General features: G+C 35.3%; 18 protein-coding genes. 17 read left to right on the top strand and 1 reads right to left on the bottom strand.

Annotation, left to right across the window (positions count from 1 at the left end):
• Positions 1-57: 57 nt before the first annotated feature.
• From glpK to CRO00_RS19310, 15 genes are all read left to right on the top strand, one after another.
• Complete coding sequence (gene glpK, locus CRO00_RS19380; RefSeq protein ID WP_097075325.1) at positions 58-1,548, top strand: glycerol kinase GlpK; 1,491 nt, start codon at positions 58-60, stop codon at positions 1,546-1,548.
• A 253-nt stretch (positions 1,549-1,801) separates the two neighbouring features.
• The gene (gene nusB / locus CRO00_RS19375; RefSeq protein ID WP_097075324.1) at positions 1,802-2,185 is read left to right on the top strand and encodes a transcription antitermination factor NusB; all 384 of its coding nucleotides are present in this window, start codon (positions 1,802-1,804) and stop codon (positions 2,183-2,185) included.
• Positions 2,186-2,207: 22 nt separating this feature from the next.
• On the top strand, positions 2,208-3,080 hold the full coding sequence (gene folD / locus CRO00_RS19370) for a bifunctional methylenetetrahydrofolate dehydrogenase/methenyltetrahydrofolate cyclohydrolase FolD (RefSeq protein WP_097075323.1): 873 nt from the start codon (positions 2,208-2,210) through the stop codon (positions 3,078-3,080).
• A 105-nt stretch (positions 3,081-3,185) separates the two neighbouring features.
• Positions 3,186-4,532: an exodeoxyribonuclease VII large subunit gene (gene xseA, locus CRO00_RS19365; RefSeq protein WP_097075322.1), complete on the top strand. Its 1,347-nt coding sequence runs from the start codon at positions 3,186-3,188 to the stop codon at positions 4,530-4,532.
• 3 nt (positions 4,533-4,535) lie between these two features.
• Positions 4,536-4,772, top strand: coding sequence for an exodeoxyribonuclease VII small subunit (locus CRO00_RS19360; protein WP_097075321.1), 237 nt, complete (start codon positions 4,536-4,538; stop codon positions 4,770-4,772).
• Positions 4,772-5,653, top strand: coding sequence for a polyprenyl synthetase family protein (locus tag CRO00_RS19355; RefSeq protein WP_097075320.1), 882 nt, complete (start codon positions 4,772-4,774; stop codon positions 5,651-5,653). The genes CRO00_RS19360 and CRO00_RS19355 overlap by 1 nt, the downstream gene beginning before the upstream one ends.
• A gap of 202 nt (positions 5,654-5,855) precedes the next feature.
• Positions 5,856-7,760: a 1-deoxy-D-xylulose-5-phosphate synthase gene (gene dxs, locus CRO00_RS19350; RefSeq protein WP_097075319.1), complete on the top strand. Its 1,905-nt coding sequence runs from the start codon at positions 5,856-5,858 to the stop codon at positions 7,758-7,760.
• On the top strand, positions 7,757-8,572 hold the full coding sequence (locus CRO00_RS19345) for a TlyA family RNA methyltransferase (protein ID WP_097075318.1): 816 nt from the start codon (positions 7,757-7,759) through the stop codon (positions 8,570-8,572). The genes dxs and CRO00_RS19345 overlap by 4 nt, the downstream gene beginning before the upstream one ends.
• A gap of 133 nt (positions 8,573-8,705) precedes the next feature.
• A complete protein-coding gene (ahrC, locus tag CRO00_RS19340) occupies positions 8,706-9,155 on the top strand; it encodes a transcriptional regulator AhrC/ArgR (RefSeq protein ID WP_097075317.1) in 450 nt (149 codons plus the stop codon).
• A 27-nt stretch (positions 9,156-9,182) separates the two neighbouring features.
• The gene (gene recN, locus CRO00_RS19335; protein WP_097075316.1) at positions 9,183-10,883 is read left to right on the top strand and encodes a DNA repair protein RecN; all 1,701 of its coding nucleotides are present in this window, start codon (positions 9,183-9,185) and stop codon (positions 10,881-10,883) included.
• 168 nt (positions 10,884-11,051) lie between these two features.
• Positions 11,052-11,996, top strand: coding sequence for a SpoIVB peptidase S55 domain-containing protein (locus CRO00_RS19330; RefSeq protein WP_097075315.1), 945 nt, complete (start codon positions 11,052-11,054; stop codon positions 11,994-11,996).
• Positions 11,997-12,289: 293 nt separating this feature from the next.
• Complete coding sequence (gene spo0A, locus CRO00_RS19325; protein WP_097075314.1) at positions 12,290-13,081, top strand: sporulation transcription factor Spo0A; 792 nt, start codon at positions 12,290-12,292, stop codon at positions 13,079-13,081.
• Between the two features lie 137 nt (positions 13,082-13,218).
• Positions 13,219-13,473 carry a phage holin gene (locus CRO00_RS19320; protein ID WP_097075313.1) on the top strand — a complete coding sequence of 85 codons (255 nt, stop codon included), beginning with the start codon at positions 13,219-13,221 and terminating at the stop codon, positions 13,471-13,473.
• Positions 13,474-13,818: 345 nt separating this feature from the next.
• Positions 13,819-15,387, top strand: a complete 1,569-nt coding sequence (locus tag CRO00_RS19315; protein ID WP_097075312.1) for a DUF342 domain-containing protein — start codon at positions 13,819-13,821, stop codon at positions 15,385-15,387.
• Complete coding sequence (locus CRO00_RS19310; RefSeq protein ID WP_097075311.1) at positions 15,387-16,106, top strand: glycerophosphodiester phosphodiesterase; 720 nt, start codon at positions 15,387-15,389, stop codon at positions 16,104-16,106. Before CRO00_RS19315 ends, CRO00_RS19310 begins: the two co-directional genes overlap by 1 nt.
• Positions 16,107-16,160: 54 nt before the next feature.
• Here CRO00_RS19310 and CRO00_RS19305 read toward each other — a convergent pair whose 3' ends face one another.
• Positions 16,161-16,403, bottom strand: coding sequence for a DUF2627 domain-containing protein (locus tag CRO00_RS19305; protein ID WP_097075310.1), 243 nt, complete (start codon positions 16,401-16,403; stop codon positions 16,161-16,163).
• Between the two features lie 265 nt (positions 16,404-16,668).
• Between CRO00_RS19305 and CRO00_RS19300 the strand changes: the two genes are divergently transcribed.
• Together CRO00_RS19300 and lpdA are read left to right on the top strand one after the other, a co-directional pair.
• Positions 16,669-17,763: a Leu/Phe/Val dehydrogenase gene (locus tag CRO00_RS19300; protein ID WP_097075309.1), complete on the top strand. Its 1,095-nt coding sequence runs from the start codon at positions 16,669-16,671 to the stop codon at positions 17,761-17,763.
• Positions 17,764-17,824: 61 nt separating this feature from the next.
• Positions 17,825-19,246, top strand: coding sequence for a dihydrolipoyl dehydrogenase (lpdA, locus tag CRO00_RS19295; protein ID WP_097075308.1), 1,422 nt, complete (start codon positions 17,825-17,827; stop codon positions 19,244-19,246).
• Positions 19,247-19,450: the final 204 nt, after the last annotated feature.

Genomic DNA, 19,450 nt, shown 5'->3' with positions numbered 1-19,450 from the left:
AATACATAAAATCATAAAATAAGATATGGTAAGGTTTTTTTAAAGGAGGGATTGTGAGTGAAAAAATATATACTGTCTTTAGACCAAGGTACAACTAGTACTAGAGCGATATTATTTAATGAAAAAGGAAAGATTGAACATATCTCCCAAAGAGAATTTAAGCAATATTTTCCTAAATCAGGTTGGGTTGAACATAATGCGAATGAAATTTGGAGTTCAATTTTATCAGTGATAGCGACAGTGTTATCCGAAAAAAATATACATCCAGAACAAGTAGCAGGGATTGGTATTACCAATCAACGGGAAACAACTGTTGTTTGGGATAAAACAACAGGCGAACCAATATACAATGCAATCGTATGGCAATCGAGACAAACTGCTGACATTTGTAATCAACTAATAAATGAAGGGCATAGTGATTTATTTAAAGAAAAAACGGGATTAATCATAGATGCCTATTTTTCTGCAACAAAAGTGAAATGGATTCTTGATCACGTTGAAGGTGCCCGAGAAAAAGCGAATCGTGGGGAGTTGTTATTCGGAACTATAGATTCTTGGATTAGTTGGAAACTAACTGAAGGTAATGTGCATGTAACAGATTATTCAAATGCATCGAGAACATTAATGTACAATATTTTTGACCTTAAATGGGATGAAGAACTACTTAACATTTTAAATATCCCAATGTCCATGCTTCCAGAAGTTCGACCATCATCTGAAGTTTATGGGAATGTATCAAAGAAACACTTTTTTGGTGTGGAAGTGCCGATTTCAGGGATTGCTGGAGACCAACAAGCTGCACTTTTTGGCCAAGCCTGTTTTGAAGAGGGCATGGTGAAAAATACATATGGCACTGGTTGCTTTATGTTAATGAATACAGGGGAAAAAGCAATACGCTCCGATCAAGGCCTTCTAACAACGATCGCATGGGGAATTGATGGAAAAGTAGAATATGCATTGGAAGGAAGCATATTCGTAGCTGGCTCTGCTATTCAATGGTTACGTGATGGCCTACGTATGTTTAGAGATTCTGCAGAAAGTGAGCGATATGCTGAAAAAGTAGCTAGTTCTGAAGGTGTCTACGTAGTTCCGGCATTTGTAGGTTTAGGTACTCCTTATTGGGATAGTGACGTACGCGGGGCTATTTTTGGATTGACGAGAGGAACCAAAAAAGAACATTTTATTCGGGCAACATTAGAATCGTTAGCCTATCAAACGAAAGATGTGCTTGGTGCAATGGAAGCAGATTCTAACATTACACTAAAAGGATTACGAGTGGATGGGGGAGTTGTAAAAAACAATTTATTAATGCAATTTCAAGCAGATCTACTGGATGTCCCTGTAGAACGTCCAGCCATCAATGAAACAACAGCTCTAGGTGCAGCTTATTTAGCGGGGTTAGCAGTTGGGTTTTGGGAAGATAAAGAGTCAATTTCAAGACTGTGGCATCTTGAGCAAAAATTTGAACCAAGTATGGAGAAAACGAAACGTGATGACTTGTATATGGGTTGGAAAAAAGCTGTAAAAGCAGCACAAGTCTTTAAATAGTACTAAAAAGGCTTTTCTCATTTAAATTGGGAAAGCCTTTCGCACTTATTTAATACCCTGATAGTAGGTAAAAAGCATCCCAATAAAATTCCCACCATCTTTATACTATTCTCAAAGCAACGACAACTTCTCTATTTCATCAAGTAATAATCGTTTTAGCAATGAGAATACGGAATAATTGATTTATTAATGTAATTTTTGCTAAGAATAGGTATAATAGAACTTAATGTTAAAAATGAAGGAGTTTTACACAATGAAGCGACATGACGCGCGAGAAAAAGCGGTGCAAGTTCTGTTTCAATTAGATAATACAGATCTTACTTTACAAGAGGCAATTGGTCACGTACTTAACGATGAAGAATCAGACGCCTTCTTTGAACAATTAGTTCATGGTGTGACAGAACACCTGCAAGAAATTGACTCAGCACTTGAAGAGAATCTAGAAAATTGGTCTTTAAGCCGACTACCTAAAATTGAAAGAACTGTTCTACGTTTAGCAGTTTTTGAATTAGAATATATGGAAGATGCACCAAGTCGTGTTGTTATCAATGAAGCAATTGAGCTTTGTAAAACGTTTGGTGATGAAAAATCGAGCAAATTTGTAAACGGGGTTTTATCTAAATTTACACAACAATAGCCGTATGAAAGGACGTAGCAAAATGACTAGCATTATTAATGGTAAAGAAATTGGTCAAGAAATACGAAAATCGGTAGAAGAACAAGTTACGCAACTAAAAAATCAAGGCGTAACACCAGGACTTGCAGTAATATTAGTTGGAGATAACCCAGCCTCACAAACGTATGTGCGAAACAAACAAAAATCTTGTGAGGCAATCGGAATTTTTTCTGAATTAATTAAATTGCCTGAAGAAGTTACAGAGGAAGAACTACTTGAGCAAATTAAAATCTTAAATGATCGACATGACATCCATGGCATATTAGTTCAATTACCTTTACCAAAACATATTAATGAAGATCAGGTAATTGCAACAATCTCGCCAGAAAAAGATGTAGACGGGTTCTCACCAGTAAGTGTAGGAAAAATGATGTTAGGTCAGGAAACGTACTTACCATGTACTCCATTTGGCGTTATTAAATTATTAGAGTACTCCGGTATTGAGATTGCTGGTAAACATGCAGTTGTAGTCGGGAGAAGCCATATTGTAGGGAAACCAATGGGACAACTGCTACTTCAAAAAGATGCGACCGTTACATATACTCATTCAAAGACTCCTGATTTACCATCCATTACGAAACAAGCTGATATATTAATAGCTGCGGTTGGTCGCCCGAATTTCATTACAAAAGAACATGTAAAACCAGGTGCTGTCGTAATTGATGTAGGGATCAATCGAGATGAAAATAACAAATTAACTGGTGATGTTAATTTTGCAGAAGTTGAGCAAGTCGCATCACACATTACGCCAGTTCCAGGTGGAGTGGGTCCAATGACGATTACGATGTTGCTTTATAACACAGTTCAATCGGCACAAAAACAATTGTCACAGGACAAATACCAAGAAAACATGTAAAATAATAAAGATAGAGGCTGTTTTTCTATAGAGAAACAGCTTTTCTATTGGATAAAAAATATTGTGTTCTATAACACAGTAATTCAAGATGAAGGAGTCGTTCATATGACATCATCTTCATATTTAACTGTAAAAGCATTAACTAAATATATTAAAAGAAAATTTGACGCAGACCCTCACCTACGAGAGGTTTATGTCAAAGGTGAGCTGAGTAATGTCAAAATCCATACATCCGGCCACATTTACTTTACATTAAAGGATGATGCTGCGCGGATTACTGCTGCTATGTTTCGTATGCATGCGAATAAATTAAAATTTAGACCTGAAGAAGGTATGCAAGTTTTTATTCGTGGGGAAGTGAGTGTTTATGAAGCAACAGGAGTTTATCAACTTTATGCACATTCTATGGAACCGGATGGAGTAGGCGGTTTATTCGTTGCCTTTAATCAACTAAAAGAACGCTTAACTCAGGAAGGTTTATTTAACCCAAACTTTAAACAACCAATTCCTAAGTTTCCGAAAACTGTCGGTGTATTGACTGCTACAACAGGGGCTGCCATTCGTGATATTTGTACAACCATTACTCGACGCTATCCTTTAGTAGAAATCATCATTTATCCAACAATTGTTCAAGGTGATAATGCAGCACCAGATATTGTAAAAAATATACAGATGGCGAACAAACAGCAGCTTTGTGACGTCTTAATTGTAGGGCGTGGTGGTGGTTCGATTGAAGATTTATGGGCGTTTAATGAAGAAATCGTTGCGAGAGCGATTTTCGAAAGTAGAATCCCGATTATTAGCGCGGTAGGTCACGAAACAGATACAACAATTGCTGATTTTGTTGCGGATTTACGTGCACCAACACCAACTGCTGCAGCAGAGTTAGCCGTACCAAATCAACAGGATTTAGTTCAGCGAATATTACAAAACCGCTCACAGTTACATCAAATGGTTGGCTCGAAATTAGCTTATGAACGTAGTCATTTAAAAAAATTGCAAGATTCCTATCCATTAGCTACACCTGAACGACTATACCGGCCATTTACTGAAAAATTAATACACATGGATGTCCAACTAGGAAGAGCATCACAACTGTTTTTAATGAAAAAAACTACTGAATTACAAAAATTAGATACATCAATAAAGCTACATTCACCAAAAAACGACATTCAATATTACAGTAAACAATTACAACAAACGACAAATGTTTTAACAAGGTCCATTACTTCAGTTCTTGATAAAAGAAAAGATTCCTACTTGTCAGCCATTCGTACGTTAGAAGCTTTAAATCCATTAGCAATAATGACTAGAGGATATAGCGTTTCTTATAAAGAAGATAAAGTGATTAAATCCGTCTCACAAATTGAAAAAGGTGAAGAAATTTCAATACACTACCATGATGGACAAGCGCAAGCAACCATTACAAAAATTATTGAAAAGGGGGACTAATCAATGGGAAGTGAACAAAAATTTGCTGAAGCGATGCAAGAACTGGAAGAAATTGTTCGAAAACTAGAACAAGGTGATGTACAGCTAGAGGAAGCAATTGATCTATATAAAAAAGGGATGGAATTATCTCATTTTTGCCATGAGAAATTGCAAAATGCCGAAAAACAGTTAATATCGATAGTGAATGAAAATGGGGAAAAGCAAAACTTTGAACCTACTAATGGAGTGGACAATAACTAATGAGTTTAAAACAATTTATAGATGATCATTTACCAAAGCTAGAAGAAGTACTTTACGATTTAGTTCGAAATATTAAAGCACCAGCTCAACTAAAGGAATCGATGTTATACTCCTTAGAAGCTGGGGGTAAAAGAATTCGACCACTTTTTGTATTAGCTGTTTGTGATTTGTTTCATAATAATAAAAAAAATGAAGCATATATAGTTGGTGCAGCAGTGGAAATGATTCATACATATTCACTAATTCATGACGACCTACCAAGTATGGACGATGATGAGATGCGGCGTGGTAAACCAACGAATCATGTAATTTTTGGAGATGCATTGGCAACGCTAGCAGGAGATGCTTTAAATACATTAAGTTTCGGTGTTCTAGCTAGAATGGAAAGTGTTACTTCTGAAAAAAAAGTTGAACTAATTAATTTACTTAGCATTGCTGCTGGTGCAGAAGGTATGGTTGGTGGACAAGTATTGGATATTGACGGTGAAAGTCGGACTTTAAGCTTACCAGAACTTGAAAATGTCCATGTGAATAAAACAGGAGCACTTTTGCGTTTTAGCATTGAATCAGGTGCTATTTTATCAGATGCAACAGTACAAGAAAGGTCAGCTCTAGTTGAATATGCACACCATATCGGCTTAGCCTTCCAAATCCAAGATGATATTTTAGATATTGTTGGGACAACAGAAGAGTTAGGTAAAACAGCAGGAAAAGATATTGAAAGCCATAAAAGTACTTACCCAGCATTACTTACGTTGGAAGGTGCAAAGCAAAAGTTAGAAGAACATTATGAATTGGCCATTACAGCACTTCGTAAAATTGATAAAAATACAACAATTTTAGAGGAATTTGCTCAATATATCGTAAAAAGACACAATTGATTTGGTTTGAAAACTTTTGAATAACAATTTACACTGTTATAATAGTAAAATCATTTATTTATCAGAAATAGACCAGAATTTTGGATGTTTATGTGGGTGTATTTAGCGCGTGTTTAAATATTGCATTTTATTGTATTTCAAACAAACAAACGAATTACGTGTTTCATTTTATTTAATACTTAGATGAAAAGGTGTGTGAGAGATGGATTTAACCAAAATTACTAGTCCATCCTTTTTGAAAAATATGAATAAAAGAGAGCTGGAAAGTTTAGCAAGAGATATACGCTCTTTTCTTATTGAAAAATGTTCAATTACGGGGGGGCATATTGGTCCTAATCTTGGTGTTGTCGAGTTGACAATTGCCTTGCATAAAGCGTTTAATAGCCCAAAGGATAAATTCTTATGGGATGTAGGTCATCAAGCGTATGTGCATAAAATTTTAACTGGTCGCGCAAATCAATTTGATACATTACGACAATTTAAGGGATTAAGTGGTTTCCCAAAAAGAATGGAAAGCGAACATGATGAATGGGAAACTGGTCATAGTTCAACGTCACTATCTGCAGCAATGGGTATGGCAATTGCTCGCGATATCAAAAAGGAAAGAAATTATGTCGTACCAATCATCGGTGACGGAGCATTAACAGGTGGTATGGCTCTAGAAGCGTTAAATCATATTGGTCACGAAAAAACAAATATGATCGTTATTTTAAACGACAATGAAATGTCAATTGCTCCTAACGTTGGTGCTCTTCATAGTATTTTAGGTCGTCTTCGTACAGCAAAAGAATATTCAAAAGCAAAAGAAGAACTAGAATCACTTATGAAAAAAATCCCGGTGTTAGGTGGGAAAGTAGCAAGTACAGCAGAACGTGTGAAAGATAGCTTAAAATATTTAGTTGTTTCTGGTGTATTCTTTGAAGAAATGGGCTTTAAGTATTTAGGGCCAATCGATGGGCATGATTTTGAAGCATTAGAAAAAACATTAGATCATGCGAAAAAAGCAACAGGTCCAGTAATTGTTCATGTTATTACGAAAAAAGGTAAAGGCTACAAACCAGCTGAGGAAGATACAATCGGAACTTGGCACGGAACGGGTCCATATAAAATGGAAACAGGGGCTTTTGTTAAAGGGAATGTACAAGGTCCTGCATGGAGTAGTTTAATTTCAGAATCTGTTCGTAAATTAATGAAAAATGATCGCCGTATTGTAGCAATTACGCCTGCAATGCCAGTTGGTTCGAAATTGGAAGGCATTCAAAGAGATTTCCCTGATCGATTCTTTGATGTTGGGATAGCTGAACAACACGCAACAACGATGGCAGCGGGTCTTGCAACTCAAGGAATGAAACCGTATTTAGCAATTTATTCAACATTTTTACAGCGTGCTTATGACCAAGTATTACATGATATTGCCCGTCCAAATTTAAATGTCTTTATTGGAATCGACCGTTCAGGCTTAGTTGGAGCAGACGGTGAAACTCATCAAGGTGTGTTTGATATTGCCTTTTTACGTCATATACCAAATATTGTTCTAATGATGCCAAAAGATGAAAATGAAGGTCAGCATATGGTGAAAACAGCAATCGAATATAATGATGGACCAATTGCTCTTCGTTACCCGCGTGGAAATGGAATCGGTGTACCGCTTGATGAAGAATTAAAAACGATTCCAATTGGTAGTTGGGAAGTACTAAGAGAAGGTAAAGACGCTGCGATTTTAACATTTGGTACGACAATACCAATGGCGATGTCTGCCGCGGATGAACTTTCTAAACAAGGGATTAATACTCAAGTAATTAATGCTCGTTTTATCAAACCGTTAGATACGAACATGCTACATGAGCTAATGGCGAAGAAAATGCCAATATTAACAATTGAAGAAGCGGTACTTCAAGGTGGGTTTGGTAGCGCAGTTCTCGAGTTTGCAAGTGAAAACAATTATTATGATGCAGAAATTGATCGAATGGGTATTCCAGATCAATTTATCGAGCAAGGAAGTGTAGATTTATTGCTTGATGAAATTAACCTAACAAAAGAAGATGCTGTAAATCGTATTCAAAAGTTAGTAAAAAGTAATTCTACAATAGGAACGAAGCAAGTATGACAAAGCAAATAAAAGAGCGTGTAGACATTTTACTTGTCGAAAGGGGCTTATGTGAGACGCGTGAAAAGGCGAAACGGTCAATTATGGCTGGATTAGTATTTTCAAACGAAACACGTATTGATAAAGCAGGAGAGAAAATATCTGTCGATGCTCCACTTCAAGTAAAAGGGTCCCAATTGAAATACGTAAGTCGTGGTGGCTTAAAGCTGGAAAAGGCTTTAGAAGTATTCGACATCTCAGTGGAAGGAAAATTAATGTTAGACATTGGTTCCTCTACAGGCGGATTTACTGATTGTGCATTACAAAATGGTGCAAAACATTGTTATGCTCTCGATGTTGGCTCAAACCAATTAGCATGGAAAATTCGTAACGACGACCGCGTGACGGTTATGGAAAAAACGAACTTCCGCTATTCAAAACCTGAAGATTTTACAAACGGGTTACCTGAATTTGCAACGATTGACGTATCCTTTATTTCATTATCGTTAATTTTACCAGTATTAAAAACTATTTTAATTCCAGGTGGAGATGTAATAGCACTTGTAAAACCACAATTTGAGGCTGGTCGTGAAAATGTAGGAAAAAAAGGAATTGTAAGGGATCCTAAAGTTCATTTAGATGTTCTAGAGGAAACTGCAAAAATGGCAACAAACAATGGCTTTGTAGTGAAGGATGCTTCCTATTCACCTATAACAGGTGGAGAAGGAAATATTGAATTTTTGTTCCATATGGTTAATGCGATTGAAGAGTCAATTCCATCATTCACTCATTTTAAAGAAGTGGTTGAATCCGCACACAATGAGCTAAAATAGCTTGTTAATAAAATTATGTATAAAATATGTGAAAGTGATGGGCAATTCATTATCGAATTGCCCATTTTTCTTGTAGTTTTTAAAGTGTGATGATAGTATAATTATACATAAATATTCATAAGAGGTGAACGGAATGAATAAAGGTCAACGCCACATGCGCATTCGAGAAATTATTACGAACAACGAAATCGAAACTCAAGATGATTTAGTAGATCTTTTAAAAGAAACAGGGTATAACGTAACACAAGCTACTGTATCACGAGACATTAAAGAACTTCATTTAGTAAAAGTTCCACTTTCTGATGGCCGCTACAAATATAGCTTACCTGCTGATCAACGCTTCAATCCACAACAAAAACTACAAAGGGCACTATCGGATGCATTTGTTAGTATTGATGGTGTATCGCATTTTTTAATGTTAAAATCCTTACCTGGAAATGGTAATGCCATTGCTGTTTTAATTGATTTATTAGAATGGCCAGAAATTTTGGGTACACTATCTGGTGACGACACAATTTTAATTATTTGTCGCAGAGAAGAAGATCGAGAAATTGTGAAAGAACGGATTTTAGATTTAATATAAGATTTACATAAATTTGAGGTGGAGTTTTTGTTAAGAGAGCTTAGTATTCGTAACTTTGCAATTATTGATGAGTTAACGATTAACTTTTCTGACGGTTTAACTGTTTTAACTGGGGAAACCGGTGCAGGGAAATCGATTATTATCGATGCTGTTCATTTACTTGCAGGTGGACGAGCCTCTCATGAATTTGTACGTCATGGTGCAAAAAGAGCCGAACTAACAGGTATGTTTACTATAACAAATGAAAATCATCCTATATTTGCAAAACTTGTAGACACAGGTCTGGATAGTGAAGAAGGTACAATCATTTTACGCCGTGATATAAATGATAATGGTAAAAGTGTATGTCGTATCAATGGAAAACTTGTACCATTATCCATTTTAAGGGAAATAGGTGGTACTTTAATTGATATTCATGGGCAACATGAAAGCCAAGAATTAATGGATGAAAAACAACATATCCGTTTATTAGATTATTTCGCAAGTGCAGAAATTAATAAAACAAAAGAACAATATGTAGAGAAATATGAAGCTTATCGTACTTTTAAGCGTGAAATACAGGCATTAAACCTAGATGAGCAGCGGATTGCTCAAAGGATTGATTTATACCAGTTTCAAATTAAAGAGCTTGAAGATGCAAACCTTAAAATAAATGAAGAAGAATCACTTCTAGAAGAACGTCGCCGTTTGTTAAACTTCCATAAAATTTTTGAGCGAGCAAATATTGCTTACGAAGCAATTTCTGGTGAACAAAAGGGTCTCGATTTCGTTGGAGACGCAATGACAGCGCTTACTGATATCGTAACACTAGATGAACAATTTCAAGAGTCACAAGAAGCAGTAGCAAATGCATTTTACGCTCTACAGGATGCCTCTTACCAAGTCAAAAGTATATTAGACGAGCTTGAGTTTGACCCAGAACGTTTAAATGAAGTAGAACAACGTTTAGCACAATACCAAACAATGAAGCGAAAATATGGCTCGACTGTTGAAGAAATTTTAAATTATTTTGAGAAGATTAAAGATGAATTATTTCAATTACAAAATCATGATGAAGCAATTCAAAATAACGAAAAGAAATTATTAAAGATGGAAATGGAATTAGAAAGTATGGCTTCTAAACTTTCCGACATAAGAAAACGATGTGCTTTAAAATTAAGCGATGCCATTATGGAGCAGTTGCGTGATTTACATATGGAAAAAGCAAAATTTATCGTAAATTTTGAAAATCTACATAGTTTTGATTCAAATGGGAAAGACTATGTATCATTCTATATATCAACAAATGTTGGTGAACCACCAAAATCTTTGCCAAAGATTGCGTCTGGTGGAGAATTATCACGAGTTATGCTCGCGTTAAAAACCATTTTTTCTTCATCAAATGGGGTAACTTCTATTATATTTGATGAAGTGGATACTGGGGTAAGCGGTCGTGTGGCACAAGCAATAGCTGAAAAAATCGCTGCTATTTCTATTCACTCCCAAGTACTTTGCATATCACATTTACCACAAGTTGCGGCAATGGCAGATCAACACTACTTAATTCGAAAACATGTCGATCAAAACCGAACGTACACATCTGTATCTAATATCGATGTAGAAAATCGTATACAAGAAGTAAGTCGAATGATGAGTGGTGCTGAAATTACAGAGTTAACTTTACAACATGCTTCTGAATTATTAGAACTAGCCAGTATTCGTAAACAAGAAATGAAAAGCATGGTGTAGTGTAATGCATTGAAAAGCATTCGGTAATTTTACTTTAAAAAGCAGTCTCACAATTTGAGGCTGCTTTTTTCAAAATTAATGCAAAGAATGACACGACAAATATTTACCTCTCATTAATGTTGTACAACTGACACATAGTAAATGTACAAATCTTAAAGGAGGTGGACTATGAGATGCCATTTGCGTAATCTGTTAACGTTGATTTTACTTACAGTTTTTATTTTATCGCCAAGCGCTTACGCAACAGCGAAAAAATTAATCCCCATGGGTGAATCAATAGGAATACAGTTGCAATTGCCATTTGTATACGTTGCACATGATGTTTTATTACCGAATGGTCAGTGGCTTAAAAAAGGTGACGTTATTACAAAAGTAAACGGTGAATCAGTTTCTTCTGTTGAAAAGTTAAAACAACAAATGAGTGCCAATGATTTAACGATATCGGTAAAACAAAAATCACAGCAACGAGATATTTCATTGACGAATGAACAGGCAAACAATATTTTGCCTTTCCTCAAAGATGAAACAGATGGCATAGGTACATTAACCTTTATAGATCCAGAATCAAAACAGTATGGGGCATTAGGGCATCAAATAATTGATGGCGTACTTAATGCACCACCAGATTTTACGAATGGATCAATATTTTTAGCCTCCATTGAACAAATCAAGAAAAGTAGCCCGGGAAATCCAGGCTATAAAATCTCTGTAATCGAAAAAAATGATATACGTTTGGGAAATATTAAATCCAACGATTCATACGGAATTTTTGGTAATTGGGAAAGTAATTTAAAACAAAGTTTGCGTAAACCTATTGATATTATGCACGTTGAAGATATCGAATTAGGAAAAGCGGAACTTTATACAGCTATAGAAGGATCTGAGGTAGAAGCTTTCGACATTGATATTATAAAGATTGAAGACAATTTCCTCCAATTTATTGTAACCGATAAAAATTTATTGGAGAAAACTGGTGGAATCCTTCAAGGGATGAGTGGTAGTCCAATTATTCAAAAAGGGCAGTTTGTTGGAGCAGTAACCCATATGTTTGTCGAACAACCGACAAAAGGTGCTGCGATTACTGTTACTGAAATGTTAAAGAAAAAGCCTTAATAGGGAAGAAAAGACTATACTTTATATAAAAGTATAGTCTTTTCTTAGTTTTTTTATTAAAATTAAATGTGTCCTTTCAGTGTAATTTGGTTATGGTACATTTTCTACATATGGAATTTTGTCGATTTACCGTGAATCTCTCGTTCATCTTCATTATTTTTTTATTTAAAAAAGGTATTCCATAACAAATGTCGAAAATACAATTGTCAAGTACAAGAAATCTATGACATAAATTGTGTAGAGGTCCTAAATATAGTAGAAAACTAGTACTTCCAATCAAAGGAGGAATTTATTTGCCGAAAGTTAAAGTGGCTATTGCCGATGATAACAGAGATTTAGTAAGAACGATGGAACAATACTTCGAAAATCATCCCGATATTGAAGTTGTTGCAACCGCATCAAATGGTAAACTTTGTATAAAAATGTTAGAAGAATTTCAACCAGATGTACTACTTCTAGATATCATCATGCCTCATTTAGATGGATTAGGAGTTCTTGAAGCGATGTATAGTGATGAACGATTAGCAAAAACGCAAGTCATTATGCTCACTGCATTTGGTCAAGAAGATGTGATGAAGCAAGCTGTAACATATGGTGCTTCATATTTTATGCTAAAACCATTCGAATTCGATCAATTGGTGCAAAAAATATTACATTGTGCAGGTCAGAAAACGGAAAATGTAAAAAAACAGAGTATTCTACAACCAGAAGGACAAGCTAAAGTAAATCAAAGACAACTTGACACAACAATTACAAGTATCATTAAGGAAATCGGAGTTCCTGCTCATATTAAAGGCTATTCCTATTTAAGGGAAGCTATCCAAATGGTTTACTACGATATCGAGTTACTCGGTTCCGTAACTAAAATTTTATATCCGGAAATCGCAAAAAAATTCGGCACAACGCCTTCACGTGTTGAACGTGCCATTCGTCATGCCATTGAAGTCGCTTGGAATCGCGGAAACTATGAATCTATTTCACAAATGTTTGGTTACACAGTACATCACTTAAAATCAAAACCGACAAATTCCGAGTTCATCGCGATGATTGCGGATAAAATTCGAATAGAGTTAGTGGCGTCATAATATAAAAAAACACTTCTAATTAACAACAATTTTGTTAATTTAGAAGTGTTTTTTATTTGTTAGGCATTCTATTTATTTCAAGTATTTTGCTCTCGAATACTATAGTAAGAAACTATAAAAACATTGGAGGTGAATTTATGAAAATCAACTGGAAAGTACGATTAAGACATAAACAATTCTGGGTTGCGATAATTTCGGCATTAGTGTTATTAGCTAATCAAGTAGCTGATATTTTTGGTGTGGACATAACAATATTAAGTTCCCAAGTACAGCAAACGTTAGAAACGATCTTGCTAATTTTAGCATTGCTCGGTGTTGTTATTGATCCAACTACTTCGGGTATCAAAGATAGTGATCAAGCACTTACCTATAAGAAGCCTAAGAAAAAATAATGTTAGCCTCATTAGATTACCTAATGAGGTCTTTTTTAATAAATTTTTTGCCTCCCTTATTTGTCATGTCTGATAGTACTCATTTGGATATTGTTAAAAAGATTTGCTACTTTTCTTTAAGGACAGATTACATTCTCGATAGTAACCTATCTTGTCGAAACTGACTTTTAGCTTATACAAAACATGTCTTTATTATAATTTCTAGATTGTGTCGAGCCGTATCAAATCGTCTTTCGTTTTCGAAATAGTAAATAAGAAATTGGTAAAAAATATCCAGGAATGAGAGAAAGGTCCTCTAAACAAAATTCATTACGTTCGATATACTAATTAAAGGGAGGGATTTGGGTGATAATATATAATAATGAGTTCCTAGAAATTGTCGAGGATAATTCCAAAGTCTATATTCAAACGATTAAAAAAGGGTATCCGTTGAAAAAACTTGATGAAGTATTAAGAACGTATCCACGTATTAAACTTACAAACTTTGCATTACTAAAGCGTGCTTTAGAAACAATAGATGAAAAAGTTGAAATCGGAATATGGCTTCCTAGTTTAGATATTGAAGTATCAAAGGATAAAATGTCGGTTTCAATTATCGTTTACGAAACATTAGATGCAATTCGTGAAAATAAAGACCAAATTATTTCCCAAATTAAAGATGCCCTTTCTCAAAATCACATTGTTCACGGTATAAATGATATTGATTTAAATAAATTGGTACCAGGAAAGGCAAGTTTAATTGCTCAAGGTACCCCGCCAATTCCTGGTGAAGATGCGGTAATCAAGTATTTAGAAATACCCGATCGAAAACCGATGATTCGAGAAGACGGTAAAGCAGATTATTTTGATCTTAATTTTATATTTGAAATAAAAGAAGGCGATTGGTTAGGTGAAAAAATTCCTGCCAAACCAGGAATTGATGGTAAAAATGTGTATGGTGAAATTATCCCAGCTCCATTCGGTAAAGATCACCAGTTGAAATATGATAAAAATTCAGCAAAAGAAGTTGAAGAAAATGAGAAAATTGTTTTATACGCAACTACAGGTGGTGTTGTAGAACAAAGGCAAGGTTTGATTTCAGTTAATCGTCATTTACCTATTGATGGTGATGTAGGTATAGAGACAGGAAATATTAAATTTGATGGTTCTGTTACTATAAGAGGAACGGTCATGAACGGTTTTTCTGTTGTTGCTACAGGCGATATTTCAATTGAAGGGATAGATGGAATAACTGGAGCTAAGCTGATTCAATCTTTAGAAGGTGATGTGTTCATAAAAGGTGGCATCTTTGGGGTAGGTGAAACGGAAGTTGAAGCAGGCGGCAGTATCTTTGTAAAACACGTAAATGATGCTAAACTATTTGCGAAAAAAGATATCGTCATTGGTTCCTATTCTTTAGGTTCCTATTTAGTTGCGAACTCTGTATTAGTCGACGAACGTAAAGGGAAAATCATTGGTGGAAAGGCAATTGCGAAAAATAGAATTGTCACTGCAATAGCTGGTAATCATCTTGAACGTAGAACCGAGCTAATTATCGAAAGCTTGAGCAAACATCAGGCTTATGAAGTCATACAAGAAAAAGCTTCTTTACTAAAGGCAACACAAGAAGAAATCGTTCAATTAACGACAAAGATCAATTTGATTGGTGAATATAAACAAAGTCTTAATCGACAGCAAGCTGCAGGGCTCGACCAAATTAAAATTGAGATTGAGAAAAAGAAAGAGGTTGCAGTGCAGCTCGATCGTGAAATTAAAGAATTAATGTATAATTTAAAAAACGTTGGGAAAGAAGAAATTACCGTAAAAAAGGAAGCTCATCCTGGAACATACATTCAAATTGGTGCAAAATCCTCCCTGCTTAGTAATATGACGCAAGGGACATTCCTATTAGAGTTTGGAGAGTTGAATGTTTAATGACAAGTAAAGTATCCATCTTTGCACATCGAGGCGCATCCGGTTATGCTTTGGAAAATACATTTAAAGCTTTTGAAAAAGCAAAAAACTTAGGTGCAGATGGAATTGAACTTGATGTCCAATGTACAAAGGATTCAGTTCTCGTAGTTTACCATGACATCGATTTATTCCGATTGACCGGGAAAAGGAAAAAAATAAATGAATGTACTTATGATGAATTACGAACTTATTCTCTAGGTAAACATTTTTTTCGAAAGCTTTCGAGGGATCGAATACCAGCCTTAGAAGAGGTTATTACTTGGGCAAATGATTGTCAAATGCCGTTAAATATTGAACTAAAAGAAACATTATTAGAAAATTACGAACCACTTAACCAAATATTGAGGCGTATTCAATTACCAAAAGGAAGTCATTTTTCTTCATTTCATGAGGAATTAATAAAAAATGTGAAAATGCAGCGACCTGATATTGAAACCGCATTCATCATCACGAAAAAGTTTAATTGGAATGAACTTAATCCGTCCGTCCATTTTGATGCGATTCATGCGAACAAAAAGTATTATAAATTAGAATTGTTAGAGTTATGTAAAATGGCAAATAAGGGTATACGATTTTACAATATATCGGGTTTGGAAACTTTTTTAACAAATCCCCATCCTTCTGTTATTGGATGGATTACAGATTATCCAGATCGAATCGTAAAAAGGATAAACAAATAAAAACAGACGTTCAAATAAGTAGGATATAGTAACCTATTGGTGAACGTCTGTTTTTTATTTTGAACCTTTTTGAAATTTAGGTGCAACTTTTCCATTTTTTCGATCTCGATGTAGTAAAAATCCAGCAAAGAAACCAAGACCAAGTAAAAAGAAGATAATACCAATTACGAACTGCAACCAAATCCATGGAAACGGTGAAATTAGTTTTCCAAATAAAGTATCTCTCATAAATTTTATTCCTGCTCCAGCCATTAACGCAGGGATGAGCATGACGATAAACGCTAGCATTCTTGCCATTCTATGTATCCTCCTTACAACTACTTTCATTTTACAATTGTCCAAAAGAAAGTCAAGAAACGATAAAAAAACACATAAAATAGAATAATAATAATAGTCTGAATATTGCCAATTAAATTATTTGAACTTTTATAGTTGCTTATTCCCGAAATAGAAAGTATTGTAAAAATAAGCTAGGGAATTGTTAGGGATTTAATGATTTTTTTAGCTGATTCACTCTATTACACAGAAAGAAAACGCTTTCTTCTGAAAGGGGACTAACATCGTGGAAATTTTTAATTATATGGAGAAATATGATTATGAACAGCTTGTATTTTGCCAAGACAAAGCTTCTGGTTTAAGAGCAATTATTGCAATACATGATACAACGCTTGGTCCGGCATTAGGCGGGGCAAGAATGTGGACGTATGCAACAGAAGACCAAGCGATAGAAGACGCACTTAGACTTGCAAGAGGAATGACATATAAAAATGCTGCAGCAGGTTTAAACCTCGGTGGCGGAAAGACAGTTATTATTGGCGATCCTTTTAAGGATAAAAACGAAGAGATGTTTCGAGCATTAGGACGCTTTATACAAGGTTTAAATGGTCGTTATATTACTGCAGAAGATGTAGGGACAACAGTAACGGATATGGACCTTATTCACGAAGAAACGGATTATGTAACAGGTATTTCACCAACATTTGGCTCTTCAGGTAACCCTTCTCCTGTAACTGCTTATGGCGTTTTCCTTGGAATGAAAGCAGCTGCGAAAGAGGCGTTTGGAGTTGACCATTTAGAAGGAAGAACAGTCGCAGTTCAGGGGTTAGGGAATGTTGCATACACTTTATGTGAATACCTCCATAATGAGGGAGCAAGACTCGTTGTAACAGATATTAATAAAAAAGCAGTAGAACGTGTAGTAAAAGATTTTAATGCAGTTGCGGTAGAGCCTGATGAAATTTACAAACAAGATGTTGATATTTTCTCCCCATGTGCTTTAGGGGCAATCATAAATGATGACACAATTCCGCAACTAAAAGCAAAAGTAATTGCAGGGTCGGCTAATAACCAGTTAAAAGATTCAAAACATGGTCAAATTATTCATGAACTAGGCATTGCTTATGCACCTGATTATGTAATTAATGCAGGTGGAGTAATTAACGTAGCAGATGAATTATACGGTTATAATCGTGAACGCGCAATGAAACGAGTGGAAACGATTTACGATAGCATTTTAAAAATATTTGATATTTCAAAACAAGAAAATATTCCAACTTACTTAGCAGCTAACCGATTAGCAGAAGAGCGAATTGCTCGTGTATCTAAATCAAGAAAACACTTTTTACGTAACGAAAAAAACATTTTGAATGGAAGATAAAAAGTTAATGAAGGGGAAGTGGAGAGTAACTTTACTTCCCTACTTGCTAGGAGGGGTATGTTTGGCGCGTGAGTATGATGTTGTCATTTTAGGTGGTGGAACGGGTGGCTATGTAGCTGCAATCCGCGCTTCCCAATTAGGTTTAAAAACTGCCATCGTAGAGAAAGAAAATCTTGGTGGGACTTGCTTGCATAAAGGTTGTATTCCGAGTAAATCTTTGTTACGAAGTGCAGAAGTATATAGACAATCAAAAAATGCTAAAAATTATGGCGTTGAAATAAGTAATGTATCCATAAACTTTAGTAGTGTACAGAATCGGAAACAATCCATCGTGGATATATTACATCAAGGTGTAAAAGGATTAATGAAAAAAGGAAAAATTGACGTGTTCTACGGTACAGGAAGAATACTAGGCCCATCCATTTTTTCACCAATGCCAGGTACAATTTCGGTTGAGATGAACGATGGTACTGAAAATGAAATGCTTATACCAAAAAATGTAATTATTGCAACAGGATCAAAGCCACGAAACTTAGATGGAGTGCATGTTGATGGGAAAAATATTTTATTTTCAGATCATGCATTACAAATGGAACAATTACCTAAGTCAATGATGATTGTTGGCGGTGGTGTAATTGGAATTGAATGGGCATCCATGTTAAATGACTTTGGTGTTGAAGTAACTGTACTTGAATATGGAAGTTCTATTTTACCCACTGAAGATAATGAGATTGCTAAAGAAGTAGAAAAGCAGCTTAAAAGTCGAGGTGTGGCCATCATAACGAATGCCAAACTTCTTAGTAGCAACATTATAGATGAAAACGGTGTTGAAATCATAACGAAAATTAATGATAAAGAGACGACCTTACATGCCGAAAAAGTGTTAATCGCAGTTGGTAGGATTGGAAACATTGACAACATTGGTCTAGAAAATACAGAAATTGAATGTGATGCTGGATTTATTAAAGTAAATCATTGCTATCAAACAAAAGAAAAACATATATACGCAATTGGTGATGTAATTGGTGGAATGCAACTTGCTCATATCGCATCTCATGAAGGGTTAGCTGCTATTGAACATATCGTTCATGGAACAGAAAAGAACATCCATTATCCTAACGTTGCCCGATGTATCTATAGTAGTCCTGAAGTTGCAAGTGTCGGCTTAACAGAAGTTGAAGCAAAAAATTTAGGACATGCCGTAACTGTTGGAAAAATTCCATTTAAAGCAATTGGAAAAGCACTCGTTTACGGGCAATCTGAAGGGTTTGTAAAAATTATTGCACATGACAAGACAAAGGATATCCTCGGAGTGCATATGGTAGGACCACATGTAACAAATATGATATCAGAAGCAGCTTTAGCCATGTTACTTGATGCAACACCATGGGAAATAGGTGAAACTATTCATCCTCATCCTTCTTTAAGTGAAGTAATCGGTGAGGCGGCTTTAGCAGTTGACCATAGAGCCATTCACTTTTAAAAATCATATTTTGGTAGAGATAACTAATAAATATGAGTAAGGCCTCACTAGATTTTTAATCATTTCATAATTTTTAAGTCTTACATGCAAAGTAATGAGCAATTGCTTTGGTAGTGTCAAAACTTCTATGAAAAATTGAAAAACACAAGGTATTGGGCGATAAGTACTCTCCGAACGAGGGGACAATCGCTCTTGACAAACATT

Origin of the sequence: Ureibacillus xyleni, assembly GCF_900217795.1 — a bacterium.
Taxonomy (GTDB): domain Bacteria; phylum Bacillota; class Bacilli; order Bacillales_A; family Planococcaceae; genus Ureibacillus; species Ureibacillus xyleni.
The sequence above is the reverse complement of the archived record's forward strand: the minus strand, read 5'-3'. Positions and strand labels throughout refer to the sequence as shown.